The 15,172-nt window shown below is 49.6% G+C and carries 10 protein-coding genes, 1 tRNA gene and 2 pseudogenes; 5 read left to right on the top strand and 8 right to left on the bottom strand.

Going from position 1 to position 15,172, the window contains the following annotated elements; genetic code table 11:
* The first annotated feature begins 62 nt into the window (after nucleotides 1-62).
* The 5 genes and pseudogenes from DFO57_RS07245 (at nucleotide 63) to DFO57_RS07225 (ending at nucleotide 4,231) form a co-directional block, all read left to right on the top strand.
* A complete protein-coding gene (locus DFO57_RS07245) occupies nucleotides 63-1,364 on the top strand; it encodes an anaerobic C4-dicarboxylate transporter (protein WP_013024297.1) in 1,302 nt (433 codons plus the stop codon).
* Between the two features lie 57 nt (nucleotides 1,365-1,421).
* Nucleotides 1,422-1,736, top strand: a pseudogene (cutA, locus tag DFO57_RS07240) (divalent cation tolerance protein CutA).
* Nucleotides 1,712-3,406: a protein-disulfide reductase DsbD gene (locus DFO57_RS07235; protein ID WP_029569493.1), complete on the top strand. Its 1,695-nt coding sequence runs from the start codon at nucleotides 1,712-1,714 to the stop codon at nucleotides 3,404-3,406. The pseudogene cutA and the gene DFO57_RS07235 overlap by 25 nt, the downstream one beginning before the upstream one ends.
* Before the next feature lie 64 nt (nucleotides 3,407-3,470).
* Nucleotides 3,471-4,049, top strand: coding sequence for a transcriptional regulator (locus tag DFO57_RS07230; protein WP_014606765.1), 579 nt, complete (start codon nucleotides 3,471-3,473; stop codon nucleotides 4,047-4,049).
* 106 nt (nucleotides 4,050-4,155) lie between these two features.
* Nucleotides 4,156-4,231 (top strand) — tRNA-Phe (locus DFO57_RS07225).
* 928 nt (nucleotides 4,232-5,159) lie between these two features.
* On the opposite strand, the gene DFO57_RS07220 is transcribed toward DFO57_RS07225, so the two are convergent.
* The 8 genes and pseudogenes from DFO57_RS07220 to feoA all read right to left on the bottom strand — a co-directional run bounded on the left by DFO57_RS07220 (nucleotide 5,160) and on the right by feoA (nucleotide 15,168).
* A complete protein-coding gene (locus tag DFO57_RS07220) occupies nucleotides 5,160-5,579 on the bottom strand; it encodes a hypothetical protein (protein WP_014606869.1) in 420 nt (139 codons plus the stop codon).
* A 59-nt stretch (nucleotides 5,580-5,638) separates the two neighbouring features.
* Nucleotides 5,639-6,493, bottom strand: a complete 855-nt coding sequence (locus DFO57_RS07215) for a hypothetical protein (RefSeq protein ID WP_014595140.1) — start codon at nucleotides 6,491-6,493, stop codon at nucleotides 5,639-5,641.
* A gap of 821 nt (nucleotides 6,494-7,314) precedes the next feature.
* A pseudogene (locus tag DFO57_RS07205) lies at nucleotides 7,315-7,467 on the bottom strand (transposase); the annotation flags it as partial.
* Nucleotides 7,468-8,062: 595 nt separating this feature from the next.
* Complete coding sequence (locus DFO57_RS07190; RefSeq protein WP_014595139.1) at nucleotides 8,063-9,058, bottom strand: glycosyltransferase family A protein; 996 nt, start codon at nucleotides 9,056-9,058, stop codon at nucleotides 8,063-8,065.
* 402 nt (nucleotides 9,059-9,460) lie between these two features.
* The gene (locus DFO57_RS07185; RefSeq protein ID WP_014606871.1) at nucleotides 9,461-10,765 is read right to left on the bottom strand and encodes an oligosaccharide flippase family protein; all 1,305 of its coding nucleotides are present in this window, start codon (nucleotides 10,763-10,765) and stop codon (nucleotides 9,461-9,463) included.
* The gene (locus tag DFO57_RS07180; protein WP_015701205.1) at nucleotides 10,762-11,760 is read right to left on the bottom strand and encodes a glycosyltransferase; all 999 of its coding nucleotides are present in this window, start codon (nucleotides 11,758-11,760) and stop codon (nucleotides 10,762-10,764) included. Before DFO57_RS07180 ends, DFO57_RS07185 begins: the two co-directional genes overlap by 4 nt.
* An 862-nt stretch (nucleotides 11,761-12,622) precedes the next feature.
* A complete protein-coding gene (feoB, locus tag DFO57_RS07175) occupies nucleotides 12,623-14,944 on the bottom strand; it encodes a Fe(2+) transporter permease subunit FeoB (RefSeq protein WP_089517677.1) in 2,322 nt (773 codons plus the stop codon).
* Nucleotides 14,944-15,168, bottom strand: a complete 225-nt coding sequence (feoA, locus tag DFO57_RS07170) for a ferrous iron transporter A (protein ID WP_013024283.1) — start codon at nucleotides 15,166-15,168, stop codon at nucleotides 14,944-14,946. The genes feoB and feoA overlap by 1 nt, the downstream gene beginning before the upstream one ends.
* Nucleotides 15,169-15,172: the final 4 nt, after the last annotated feature.

The raw sequence follows: 15,172 nt of genomic DNA, 5'->3' as shown, positions 1-15,172 counted from the left end.
CCTTTTTGTTTGTTAAAAGGATGAGTTTGCTTACCGGCTAATCCTGTTTGAGGAAGTGACAGATGTTCCTGATTGAGCTGTTTATCGTGTTGATGGCGATCTGGCTGGGCGCACGCCTGGGCGGCATCGGCATAGGTTTCGCAGGCGGCACAGGCGTCCTGATCCTGACGCTGGGCTTTGGCATGAAGCCCGGTGCGATCCCTTTTGATGTGATCGAAATCATCATGGCCGTGATCGCCGCGATTGCCGCCATGCAGGTGGCGGGCGGCATGGATTATCTGGTCAGCCTTGCCGAGCGTTTGCTGCGTCGTCATCCACGTTATGTCACTTTCCTTGCGCCGCTGGTGACCTACATGATGACCCTGCTGGCGGGTACCGGCCACACCGCCTTCTCCACCTTGCCGGTCATTGCTGAAGTGGCGAAAGAGCAAGGCGTCCGGCCTTCCCGCCCGTTATCGATTGCGGTTGTCGCCTCTCAGGTCGCCATTACCGCCTCTCCCATTTCGGCAGCGGTGGTGTTCTTTGCCACGCTGCTGGAACCGCGCGGGGTGAGCTATATCATGCTGCTGGCGATTGCCATTCCGGCCACCATGGTGGGGCTGTTTCTTGCCGCCCTGGTGACCAATTTTCTGGGTAAAGAGCTAAAAGATGATGAGGTTTATCAGGCAAGGCTGGCGAAAGGTGAAGTGACGCTACGCGGCGAGACGGTTTATCAGACTCAACCCGGCGCTAAAAAATCGGTACTGCTGTTCCTGGCCGGTATTGCCGCCGTGGTGATTTACGCCACCGCCACCAGCGAAAGCGTCAACCTGATCGCTAACCCACCGCTGCCGCGCAATGAGGCGATCGTCGTGTTTATGCTCACTATTGCCACGCTGATCAGTCTGACCTGCAAAATTGATACCGGTGCTATCCTCAGCGCCAGCACATTCAAGTCTGGCATGAGCGCCTGCATCTGTGTGATGGGCGTGGCCTGGCTGGGCGACACCTTTGTAAAAGCCCATCTGGCTGATATCCAGATGCTGGCGGGCGATACCTTAAAAACCTATCCGTGGATGCTGGCGCTGGTGCTGTTCTTCTCTTCCATGCTGCTTTATTCCCAGGCCGCCACCGCCAAAGCCCTGCTGCCTGCCGCGTTAGCGCTTGGCGTAACGCCACTGACAGCCATCGCTTCATTTGCCGCCGTGTCTGCGCTGTTTGTGTTACCGACCTATCCCACCCTGTTAGCCGCCGTGGAGATGGACGATACGGGTTCGACCCGAATCGGTAAGTTTGTCTTCAACCATGCCTTTATTATTCCTGGCGTCCTTGCTATCACCTTGTCTGTCATGTTCGGCTTTATTTTTGGTGGGCTGTTACTGTAACTCCAGCCGGGCAGGGAACGTGCTACTATCGGCGTTATTTTCAACAGGATCGTTACGATGAACGCCGTTATCATCCTCTGTACTGCGCCAGACCAGGCCTGTGCGCAACAGCTTGCCGCACAGGCGCTGCAGGCCAGGCTGGCCGCCTGCGTCACCCTCTTGCCGGGTGTAACGTCATATTATGTCTGGCAGGGCCAACTGGCGCAGTCCAGCGAAGTTCAGATGTTACTCTAATGCGACACAGCCCATCAGCAGGCCTTGATCGAACTGCTTAAGCTCGCGCATCCTTACGATGTACCAGAACTGCTGGTACTTCCGGTTCAACATGGAGACAGTGAATACTTGTCATGGCTGCACGCATCTCTCGCTTAATCACACTGGTACTGGCGCTGTTTATCTGCCTGCAGGCGCAGGCTGCCTTATTTTCCCCCAAAACCACCAGCCGCTTTTTGCCCGTTGACCAGGCTTTTGCCTTTGATTTCGATCAGCAAGGCTCGCAGCTTAACCTGCACTGGAAAGTCAAAGAGGGCTATTACCTTTACCGCCAACAGATTAAGGTCGTGCCCCATGATGCACGTATTGCGCCGTTAGCCCTGCCTGCGGGCCAGCCGCATGAAGATGAATTTTTTGGTAAAAGCGAGATTTACCCGCAGGATCTCAGCGTGCCCATCATACTGCAGCAGGCCGCGAAAGGAGCGACCCTTAGCGTAAGTTATCAAGGCTGTGCCGCCGCCGGCTTCTGTTATCCACCGGAAACCCGCAGCATCCCCCTTTCCCCGGTAGCCGCCACAATGTCCCCGCCAGCCGTTGCGCCTGCCAGCGCCAACCCTCTGCCCTTTTCGCCGCTCTGGGCGCTGCTGATTGGCATCGGCGTGGCCTTCACGCCGTGCGTGTTGCCGATGTATCCGCTGATCTCTGGCATTATCCTTGGCGGTAAGCGTAACTATTCACCGGGCAGGCTGTTTGCGCTGGCCATGGTCTATGTGCAGGGAATGGCGCTCACTTATACCTTACTGGGCGTGATTGTGGCGGCGGCGGGCCTGCGCTTTCAGGCGGCGTTGCAGCATCCTTATGTGCTTATTGGCTTATCGGCGCTGTTTATCCTGTTAGCCCTGTCGATGTTTGGCCTGTTTTCGCTACAGCTTCCCGCCAGCGTGCAAACGCGTCTGGCACTGTGGAGCAATCGTCAGCAAGGCGGCTCACTGCCGGGCGTTTTCCTGATGGGCGCGCTGGCAGGCCTAATCTGCTCGCCCTGCACCACTGCGCCACTCAGCGCAATTCTGCTTTATATCGCGCAGAGCGGAAACCTGCTGGCCGGTGCCGGTACGCTTTGGCTGTATGCCGTCGGGATGGGACTGCCGCTGATTGCCGTTACCCTGTTTGGCAACCGCTTTCTCCCTAAAAGCGGTCCCTGGATGCAGACCGTCAAAGAAGGGTTTGGTTTTGTTATTCTCGCGCTGCCGGTCTTCCTGCTGGAGCGGATACTGGGCGATCTGTGGGGCATGCGTTTGTGGAGCCTTTTGGCCGTGGCATTCTTTGCCTGGGCATTCAGCGCGAGCTTACGCGCCAGCGGCGGCAAATGGCGCGTGATGCAAATTATGATGCTGGTCGCCGCCCTGATCAGCGCCCGCCCGTTGCAGGACTGGGCCTTTGGCAGCGGCGCGCCGCAGCAAAACATCGCGCACCTTCCCTTTCAGCCTGTTCAAACCCTTGAACAGGTAGACCAGGCCCTGCAGCAGGCTCAGGGCCGTATCACCATGGTGGATCTCTATGCGGACTGGTGCGTGGCCTGTAAAGAGTTTGAAAAATATACTTTTAGCGACAGCGCGGTACGTGACAACCTGAACAATGTGCAGCTGTTGCAGGCTAACGTCACGGCGAACACGGCCACCGATAATGCGCTGTTGCAGCATTTGCACGTGCTCGGGTTACCCACGATTTTGTTCTTTGATGCGACAGGAAAAGAGATCCCGGAATCGCGTATTACCGGCTTCCTGAAGGCGAATGATTTTCGCGCGCATTTGCAGAAATTGCATGAGTAAACAACACTGGAACCAGGACACAGTCTGCTGAACAAAACAGGCTTGCACACCAGAGGAGAACGATTTGCAACGTGAACAGATACTTGACCATGCGTTAAACGTACTGGAACAAAACGGTCTGGCGGCGACCTCATCGCTGGCAATCCTGGCCGATGATATGCAGCTCAGCCTGACACAGCTTGAACAGTTTTGGCCCGATCGTGACGCGCTGCTCTACGATGCACTGCAGTTTCACGCCCAGCAGATTGAACAGTGGCGCCATGACATTCTGCAGAACGACGCTCTGCGTCCTGATCAGAAGCTGATGGCACGCTATGAAGGATTAAACGAGCAGGTCAACAAGGGCCGCTTTCCCGGTTGCCTGTTTATCGCCGCCTGCAGTTTTTATCCCCAGCCCGATCAGCCCATCCATCAGTTGGCAGAAAAGCAGAAGCGCGCCTCATGGCAATTTACGCATACCATCTTAACCTCGCTTGGTCTGGATAACCCCAGTATGGTTGCCGATCAAATGGAACTGATACTGGAAGGCTGCCTGAGCAAACTGCTGGTTAAACGCAACGTGCAGGACGTTGATGTGGCGAAACGCCTGGCGGAAGACGTATTGAGTATCGCCCTCTGCCGTAAAAACGGCGCACTGGCCTGAGTTTCATCGTCTTTGACTGAAATTCAGGCAATCAGTCACGTTTTGCGTGGTTTTTTTATCAAAGCCGTTGACGGCCTGCGGCCTTTACGGTTTAATGCGCCCCGTTGCCCGAATAGCTCAGTCGGTAGAGCAGGGGATTGAAAATCCCCGTGTCCCTGGTTCGATTCCGGGTTCGGGCACCATATTATTGTCTTGGGATAGCTTAGTCAGTCCGGAGACATAAAAATCAGTACGTTAAATAAACCCGATGATATCACTGAATATCAACGGGTTTTTTTATATCTGGATTTTGGGGCATAACTGCAAGCTCGTGGGTTCGATAAACGCTGGAACCCCCATCAATACGCCATCCGCACTGCCACGCTGCTCAATGAACCTGACAAGCTGCAGCAACATCATTCAACGAACAGCGCTATGCTCTGGCAATCCATGCAAGCACGACACGCGTCGCCAGTAGGGTTATATTTCGGCGTGACAATCCCGGCAGCTGATTTTGCAGATGTGGGGGCGAAATGGCGATCGGTAAAGGCCCGCAAACAGTTTTATGCGGTTTAGCGAGGCGCGACGCTGATATCGGATCCGCCCTGCAAAACCCCATGAGGGAATAATGTGATCGCGGCCTGTCCGTTGATTAGCAGACAGGAATCCCTCACGGCGTGCAGCGAGTCGCTGATTTCAGGCTCTGATTTTTTCTGGTGGAAAAGGGAATTCATCGCTGTTTAGATAAATTTGTGCACAACCGACACGTCTTAAAGCGTAGTGTCAATCACCTGAGAACAGAGCCTGACATTTCTTTCAATGTGTGCCCGACGCATTACTGAAGATGGACGGGCGTACAGGGTATTTAATTCCCTGCCGGATACATTTAATTCAGCCAGACCGAAACTGGCTAGCCCTGATTATAACTGGATTAAACTCGGGGTCAGGATTAGACGTTAGGATATAATGATAAGGTTAAATCTGATTGAGGCGGCGCGGTGCCAGAGCGCTAACGACGAAATCCGTTCTACATCAATTATTCATAAAAAACGAAAGTCAGTCGTAAAGCATTGGCAATAAAAATTTAAAAAAGAGGGTGACATATAATCTCACCCTCTTTAACTTCCAGTTTTACATATACCAATTACTTACAACGTTGTTTTTATCAAACCAAACGGATAAATAATCACTATGTTGCTCAGTATTGCCAGTCAGTTTGCCGGATGCTTTTGTCATTGACTCAGAGGCACCTTGCGCACTCGAAGCCATTCCAACGGCGCTTGAGAGGGCACTCACGCCCGGAATATATCCTAAGACGCTTGACGCAGTACTTAAGTTTCCACCCTTTCTATAACGCCAGTTGACCGAACCATCTGAGGATGAACTTTGATCGTCAGGTACGCCATAAAGCGCCTTGACTTCAGCCTGTGTGGTTTTGTTGGCTATGATATGGGATGAAACATAAGTGCGGCTAAATTTATCCTCCCCACCCGATGTGCTACATCCTGTTAATACGAACATTATTGTGAAAAGAACCATGATGCTTTTCATTTTTTTCTCCATGAGTTGTGAACGACTGACCGCTTTATGGAATCGATAAAAAAGGTGAGTTAGCTTTTATTAATATTGAATGTCTTGAGTTTGAATAAACACCCGATTGCCCCTTTTAAAGGCTTCGCGTCAACAGGTATAGACGTGAGAAAATCACCGGCAGTACTTACAGAACATCCCGCGGTATCCATTGCTGAATCATCAAAACCCCATTTTAATCCACCTGACCACATACAGACCTCTTGTTTACCATTACTCCAGGCAGTACAGGGAATACCTTTATATTGCTTTTCTCCCGTTATTTTCCAACCGACAGACTGGGCATTCTGATGATTTTGAATGCGACTGTCGCTGTCGATAGCCTGATACATTCCTTCCTCTGCAGCATCTTTAACTTCGTTTTGGTCTGTGTGTTCTTCGAGTTTAATCATACAGGCATGTTGAGCATCCTCACCCTCAGCGCCCATCGTCCAGCTGACTTCCTTAGCAACCTGATGATGTCCATCAATAGATATCTCTACCTCTCCCTTACCCAGCCTGGCCTCATCTTGTGCTGAAAGCGCTTTGAAAGGCATACCGGAACCCTTGCAGGCATCAAGTTTCACTTGATAATTCTTGCGCGCAAGGTTTTCACCATTTGGCAACCACTCCCATTCAAGTACCACATACATTGTCGGGAGCGCCAGGGCACTACCCTCTGAATGAGAGGCTTTGTCACTGTTTTCTTTATAGTCGTCTTGATTATCTGTGGCAGATAATATTCCAGCAGACTGGGCATAAGCACCACCGCCAGAAAAAAAACAAAAAATAAAAGCGATAAGCGCTGAAAAGAGCGCCGCTATGCTTCTGTTAAAAACAGCGTTGCGTGTCTTTTTTACGAAGCATAATGGAATGTTTTTTTTGTTTTTTTTCATTTTTACCTTCAAGTAATTTTTACTATAAAGCTTCAATGAAAGTTAATATCAAATAAATCTGGCATGACAGATTTATTTGATATCAATATTATGACCAGGTAGCTTTAAAGCGTTGATTTTGATACCGGTGTGTTGGGAATCAACTTCGCACCTTCAGGTCTTTTCGGACAAACGCCAGAAGAATACCCTCTGGTTATTAGGCCATTTTCAACACGAAAACGCTGAAAGCAGGTGGCATATTGAGGAATAGAATGCCATATGGTTGAGTCGCTGCCATTTATTTGCCACCTGTACTGGTAAGCCAGTATGCTGCAACCCTTACTCAGGGTTCCGCTTTTTTTTGGTGGCCTCCATGACATAACAAGGTCATCTGCCGATTCCCCAACCTGTGATGCAGCGATATTCGAACTTGTCTGGTATCGTTGATTCATCATTAAATTACTCAGGGGCAATCCTGCACATCTATTTAGAGATTTTAGGGTTAACAACGCAGAAAGTCTTTTCATTTCCCTCTCCAGACAGAAGTGAAAGCTGTCAGGTGTGTCAGTGTAAAACTTTATTAAATGTTGCTAAATTGTAACCTTTCTATGCTTTTTTTACGGTTAATGCAAGCGCAAAAATTACAAAAAATTACATAGGCTGCTATTAATTCAAATTGGAATGATTGCCGATATCGTTACCCATTGTTTTTTTGATATTTTTTATTTAATAATATTTTAATGAATCGTTTGATACTTTTGCATCTCTTTCCAATTCGGCAAAACGCGTTTCATGCATTCGATTCAGAATTATTGATTTATATTCTGACTGTTCATTATTACAGAAAGAATCCGGACCTGACGTCTTTATCCCTGCGTGAAGCGGTGGGTGGGGATATCGAGGCGTAGTGCGAGACTGGAAACAGAATGGCCGCGATCAACGACCTGTTTCACTGCTTCGATTTTAAACGCTTCGGGATAACGCTTACCGCTCATGGACACCTCTCATTAAGTCATTTCAACTGACGCTGAGAGGGCGGTTAAACCCGTGGCGATTGACTGAAAATGGTTATCGATCCTTTAAAAGACATCAGGCCACACACTATCGCGGCTATTTTGGAATTCGTCTACAGTTCAGCTTACGACATCTGGAAAGAACGCGAGTCTGAAGCCACTTATTATGATGTTCTTGATGACGTTTTTTCTCTTATTGAAGAGGGGATAAATCACTCTTGTGTATCATAATCCATCAATCTCATGGGGTCGTTGCCCGATGCTGGCATTGATCAAAGCGATAAAACCCACCCAGCGTGCTCTTATTCCGCGTTTCAACTGGACGTGACGACCTGCCAGACGGGTTGTTATATCGCTCAAGGACACTGACTGAATTTGGGAAAATCACAGAGCGTTGGCTGACGGCATTCAACAGCCCGCGCTCTTATGCATGCCTTAACAAACTGACGCTGGAAAAACAGCGCCTGATGCTGACGATCCGGAAATCGCAAAACCAGGTAAAGTTAAAACAACAACATGCCCCGCCCTGCACCAGAAGGCTGGTAGTGAATAATGAAAACAGGCGACAGTTTGAATCTTAAAAAAAACGCAATCTGTAGAGCATATACAGCACCAGATAGGCCGCTCTGGCATTGACGTTCATGACATGATACTTCACTTTCTCGCTTCTGTTTAACAGCCCCAGGACATTCTCAGGATAACGCTTCTCTTTGATACGCTTGATGCTGTTACGCACCTCATTAATATTCAGCGTGGTGTAGTACATCGCGGTCACGATCTGCATATCCAGCGTCAGCTTACGTTTGGTTATTCCAGTAGAAAAGCGGGCCATATCGCCGTTTTTATACTTAACCAGCAGCCTTTGATATAAGTCGTTGAGGTAATGTTTACGATCCAGCAGCTCTTCATACAGTACGCGTTTCTTTGAAAGCGAGTTCTCTACATCATCATAGTGATAGGAGGCACTGTCGAAAACAAACAGGTTATCGATGTAGTAGAAATAGTTAAGATTAAACAGGAGATCTTCACTCATCGAAATGCCTTTAGTGAAGCGAATACTAAAATCATCGATAATTTTTTTTCTGTAACACTTGTTATGAAGATAACCAATATTATCGCTGAGCTCTATCTCGCCCAGGACGGCCGGAATCTCGGGTTGCGTAAAATAACCGTAAGTCGAAAGGTCGCCCACGCGATCGCACTTGAGGTTCCCTACCATCAGATCAACAGGTTGTGGAATGCCTGAGTAAAGGTGCTGATGAAATACAGCAAGGAAATCACTGTCAACCCAGTCGTCGGAATCGATAAAGATAACATAGTCACCCGATGCCGCTTCCAGTCCAGTATTGCGGGCGACGCTAACCCCGGCATTATCCTGAGTAATGACTTTAAAATTATTGTACTGTTTGAACTCCTCAAGGATCGCAGCGCAGTTATCTTTACTACCATCATTGACCAGAATGATTTCATAATTTTTAAATGTCTGGAGAAGAAGGCTTTGCAGCGTACGCATCACCGTTTTCTCGGCATTATAAACCGGTATTATTATACTGAATAAATATTTATCATTCATTTTAAAACCTCGTAACCAGCATACGTCATGGCACTATCGGACAGAGGAAAACTGGCGCTGTTTAGCCGCCTTCATTCCTTATCTCCCTGGAGAAAATGAGCTTTTTAATTATTTATAAATCCACGATCACAGTATAAAAGCGCTAAATTAAACTGACTATAAACAGGTATAATTCCGGCAACGAAGATCAGTAATTAACCTTAATCAAATACTGTAGATAAAATAATGAATGAAATAATAAAAGCATACGTACGCCTCCCGCAGGTTTGCAGGATTATAAAAATAATATTTATCTGAATCCTACAGATAATCTACGAGGAAATTAAATCTCAATGAATGTATTTCAATATGATGAAAGGTATTATTTCTCAAAAATAATAATACCTTTCATAAAAGCTTAACTTACCGGCCAGAAAACAGGGTACGGTTAATCAGGAACCATAATTTACCCGGCTGGATGAATATTTTATGAATATTCATCATCGGCTGACCACGGAAAAAATAATTAAGAACGGTGAAAGCCATAAACTCGGTAATGACAACGCTTATCGCCGCTCCGGTGATGCCAAACAGCGGCACCAACGTTACCGTCGTTGCCAGACACACGGCCAACACACAAAACGTTTTTTTGATCAGATAACGATAACCGTTGTACTTGATGATGAATCTGTCCATTACGCTGCTCAGCACACCGAACATGGCACCAACGCTTAACAGCACCATGGGCGCAATTGCTTCGGTGTAGGCCGCGCCATAGAAATGCGCAATAAACCACGGGCCGACAAGGATGATGCCAAGGATCACACCAAGTGAGACGGCAATGACCAGCAACTGCAGTTTTTGGGCCCGCACCACGGCCACGTCAGGATCGCGTTCGGCAAACAGAGCCGGATAGAAAGAAGCCAGCAGCGCATTAGGCAAAAACACCCACGCCACTGACAACGTCATCGCGACCGAAAAAATACCCGCCTCTTTCAGGCCTAAAAACCAAGAGACGCTGAGCTGATTCAGTCGGGTATAAATGGTAATCGCGATAACCGACATCACCAGCGAACGCCCGGCCTGAAGGATATAGCGGCTGTAACGGCGAATATGGCTCAGCCTGGGAAGCGGCGGTCGTACCTGAGAATGCCTGTGATACCAGCCAAACACGCAAATTTTAATGACGAAAGGAATAAAAGTCGCCAGTACAATCGGAATCGCCAGCAACTCAGGTTCGAGCTGGTAGTACGAAATTCCATAGCGAATGCCCAGACTGATGAGCAGACCGGTCAGATTCGCCATGACATTCAGCCTGGCATTCAACACCGCTTCGTTATAGATGTTAATCAGGTCGATAGCAGAAAACAGGCAGGCCAGCGCGGCGGCGCAGATAAAGACAAAAGCCTGAGCACTCATCTCCTCACGCATCACGATGATGCCAATCACAGACAACACGCAGTAGATGGCAAAGACCAGCATGACGGCGGGCACCATAAGCCGGATGCCAGAGCGGTGGTTCTGCGCAATGCGTTTGAGCAGAATGACGTCGCAGCCCATCATGGCAACCGACTGGATAAACTGGAATATCAGCATCGAAATTGCGATGACGCCGAACGTCACAGGCCCCACGTATTTCGCCACAAAAGAGGTGACGAACATCAGCCCAAAGACGGCAACCAGCTTCTCAATAATCATCCACAGGGAGTTTTGTAGCTTCTGTTTCACGACCGTGCCCTCAGCACATTCTGTGCGAAGTGACGCAGCCCCGATACCAGCCGCGGAGACAGAAAGAAAAAGGTGAAGTACAGGCTCCATGCATCCGGAATGACACCGGCGGCGCAATAAGCACGGTAATTTTGACGGTAGAGATCGATATATTGCTTAACAAACGCAGCGTTGAACTCCCTACTGTGCAGTGCTTTGTAAATGTGCGAAGCGGTCACCTTCAGGAACAAAAAGTAGTAAAAGCGTTCATGGGGGCGCAGCAGCAGCATTTTAATTCCTGCAAACGCCCGGACATAGGTGAAGTGTTTTTCTTTAAGATCCGAACGCGTGGCAGAGTTTCTTGATTCGACATAGTGATAAACCACACGACGGCTAAACACGACCTGCCCGTGGCGCGCAGCAGACAAATAACTGATGACAAACAACAGATCTTCAAAGTTAAAGATATCTTCACGGAAGCGCAACTGCTGCTGCTGCACGATGTCTCGGCGGAAAAACTTATCGCAAAGACCGTGCCTGGGCGTGTGATACAGCAGTTCACTTATCGCCTTATCCGCACTCATACAGCGCTGTGTGTCGTTTTCTGTTACCTCTGACAGAGGTTCCCCATCATGAGAAAACGTACGCGATTCGCCTACGGCTAAAATTGCATCGTCCTTCATGAGCATCAGCCAGGTATCAAGTACACGTGGGGGCAGGAAATCGTCAACATCAACGAAAGAAATAAAGGTACCCTTTGCGGCGTCCAGCCCACAGTTACGCGCTGAAGAAACCCCGCCATTAGGCTTATCGATGATCAATACACCAGGATAATTCTGGTATTCATTCAACAGTTCAAGTGAATTATCGCTGGATCCATCATTCACCAGAATCAGTTCACAGCGCTCAGCCTGTGGCTGCTTAAGAATACTCTTAACGCAGCGCGCAATAAATTCGGCGCCATTGTAAACGGGCACAATAAATGACACTAAAGGGCCCTGCTGATTATTAATCATATAACCTCTGGTGTGACAAATTTATTAAAATGAAATGCAGAGAGATGGCCAGTTAGTCCCAACTATTTTTTATTTGAACAATTTTTGGCTACTCTAAATCAGTCGTATGTAGGCACATCGTCAATTTTTGTATCAAAATGTTTTAAAGAACTCCAGTGATAAAAAAAACCAAAAAAAACAAAACAATAACAGATAAATTAGGAGTATTCTGTAATTTATAAAGGACCTGGAATACCGTCTGAAATGCACAAAGGATGGTATATTCCACTTTACACAAATGCGGATCGTTTTCGCAATAAGCCGGCTCTACAAACCGCCCCACAATGCGAAATCAGGACTCTCTTAATCGTAGTCTTACGGGGAGGAAGTGGGGATTCTGTCTCAGGAATAAGAATATCCTTATAATAGCCATCAAAATGCTAAAGGCGGCATAACTAAAAAAACAGCAAAGTCCACAACTAAATAAATATATAAAGCAGAAGACGCCATCGTGTTTAATTAACGTTTAACTTCATGCATCGATGTATTGAAGATATATCGCCACGCTAAATATTCACGCGGCTGATATATCGAATACTCTTTTTTGCTTAAACGGCCTGTTTTTTTAAACATCACATTTTGGCCGGTAGCCGTCATGCTCACACGGGCCTATGAGCACGCACTATGTATTGTACCTAAATCGAAACAGGCTGAGGGCCAATCAACTGCCGCGTGATTAAGGCTGTTGTCAGCGGGCACAGTGGTTTTCAGGATCGGGGCAACTGACAACGCCCTGGCGTCGGACCATCAGTACCATTGCGCCCATCACGCCAACAGCAACAGAGGCGAGTTCCGGGCACTGATTCGTCGCACGGCAAACGCCCTAACCTGTATGCTGATGTTTGGCGCATCCCTGGCAGCCCCCACAACCCACTGAGGTTGCCACGCTGGAAAAAGGCGTCACCTTCACGCGCGTGCTGAATCGCCGCAGCAGAACAAACACCACAGCGTTGACCATTACGACACCGATCAGGCAAAGCGCACTCACGCCAGGGTGGCTGCGGAAGCTGACGCTCTGATAAAACAGCGTGGCGACGGAATAGGCGACGTTTAAACCCCAAAAGAATGAAAACAGCATCCAGTTTCTTCCAGCCTCGCGGGCAATCGCCCCCATAACCGAGACGCAGGGCACGTAAAGCAGCACAAAAATTAAGTAGCTGTAAGCGGCAAAGCCGTTGCCAAACTTCGCACTCATCACGCCCATCTGCCTGGCATTTATTTCACTGTCTCCTTTGCTGGCCTCGATAGGATTTGCCAGCGCGCTCAGGCGAAACGCCGCTTGCAGACTGTTGCCGGTTTCTGTGAGTGCGTCGCCCAGCTCACCTAACAGATCAAAGTGCTGCGGATCAAAGGCACCGCTTTGCACATCTTCTCCGACATAGAGGCTGTTCAGCGTTCCAACCACCACTTCCTTTGCCATAATGCCGGTGACCAGGCCCACAGTGGCCTGCCAGTTATCCGGAGTGATCCCGATTGGCCGCAGTGCTGGCGTGACGACTTTGCTGGCTGAGGCCAGGGCGGACTGGTTGATATTGTCCACCGTCGATCCGTTAAACGAAAAGCTGCTGAGCAGACCGATAACCATGCTCACTAAAATGATGACCCGTCCGGCACGGATGATAAACATTTTCAGGCGCTGCCAGGTCTGGATCAGCAGGCTCTTGAGATGGGGACGATGATAGACGGGCAGCTCCATCACAAACGGAGACGCTTCTCCACGCAGCAGCGTATGTTTCAGGATCAACCCGGTGATAATCGCCACAGCAATGCCCAGCACGTAAAGGGAAAAGACCAGGCTGGCGCTGTAAGCCCCAAAAAACGTGGCGGCAAATACAGCAAAAATGGCCAGACGAGCGCCGCAGGACATGAAGGGCGCAATCAACACCGTAAGTAAGCGCTCACGGGGTGTGTCGAGCGTGCGGGCGCCCATAACGGATGGCACATTGCAGCCAAAGCCGACGATTAAGGGAACAAAGGATTTACCGGGCAGGCCCAGCGACTGCATCAGGCGATCGATAACAAATGCCGCACGCGCCATGTAACCGGAATCTTCCAGAAAAGAGAGAAACAGATACATAAGGCCAATCTGCGGCAGAATCGGTAGCACGGTATTGATTCCGGCACCGATTCCCTGTGCCAGAAACACCGTCACCCAGTCGGGAAAGTGAAAGTGAAAACCCAGCCATTGCGTGCCATGAATAAACAGCGCCACCGAACCGCTATCGAATAGTGGCTGGAGGGCGGCACCAATATTGATCGACAGAACAAACATCAGGTACATCACACCCAGAAAAACTGGAATACCTGCCCACCGGTTGAGCACGATGCTGTCCAGTCCTTCAGTCAGCGTGCCCGGCGCCGACTGCTGAATATTACTGACGGCGGCACAGAGCGTCGCAATGGCCTGATAACGGCTGTCGGCGATCACCATCGCTGGATCGCCGCCAGCCGCCTCAACAATCTCGGGCAAATGCGCTACGGCCGCAGGACAAACCTCACGGCTGTGAACATCGCCTTCCAGTAGCTGTAACGCCAGCCAGCGCTGTTTTTGCGTGCTGATCTCGCCGGGCATCATAGCGCGGAGCCGGGAAATCGCTGCTTCGATCCCGGACGGGTACACCACCGGCGGCGGCGCGATCTCTTTTTGCCAGCTATCAATGGCGTCTTTCAGCTTAGCGATGCCGTCAGCACGGGTAGAAGTCAGGGTGACAACCGGACAGCCCAGACGGGCTGAGAGTGCAGCGATATCAATGCGAATGTTATGGCTGGCCGCAATGTCCTGCATAGTCAGCGCCACAATGCAGGGAACCCCCAGTTCCAGTAACTGAAACGTCAGGAAAAGATGGCTCTCCAGGTTTGAACTGTCGATCACGTTCACAATCAGGTCGGCGTGATCGTCAAACAGGTATCGGCAGGCGATGCTTTCATCAACAGAGCCGTCCGCCGAACAGGTGGTGAGCGAGCGGGTGCCTGGCAAATCCACCAGTCGCACATCCGTTGTGGCGGTAAAAAACTGCCCTTCTTTACGTTCGACAGTGACGCCGGCCCAGTTGCCGACGCGCTGACGTGCGCCAGTAAGCTGGTTAAACAGCGTGGTTTTGCCGGTATTTGGGTTGCCAATCAGGCCTAGAGTCAATGTTTTCATCAGCGTATTTCTTCCAGCATGACGGACGCCAGGTCCTGCTGCCTGACCGCAAGGCTCACGCGACGCGTGCGGACCTGCACGGGATCGCCCAGCGGTGCGATCCGAACGACCTCAATCAGCGTGCCGGGTAACATGCCCATAGTTAATAATTTTTGCCGCCAGGCGGGATGAATAGAATGTTGGTATCCCCTGATGCGATAGGTTGTACCTGGTGTAATTTGCATGGCC

The sequence above is a fragment of the Pantoea sp. AG702 genome, from assembly GCF_003182295.1.
Lineage (GTDB): Bacteria > Pseudomonadota > Gammaproteobacteria > Enterobacterales > Enterobacteriaceae > Pantoea > Pantoea ananatis.
Note: the sequence above shows the minus strand (reverse complement) of the source record. Positions and strands in the feature narration are given on the sequence as shown.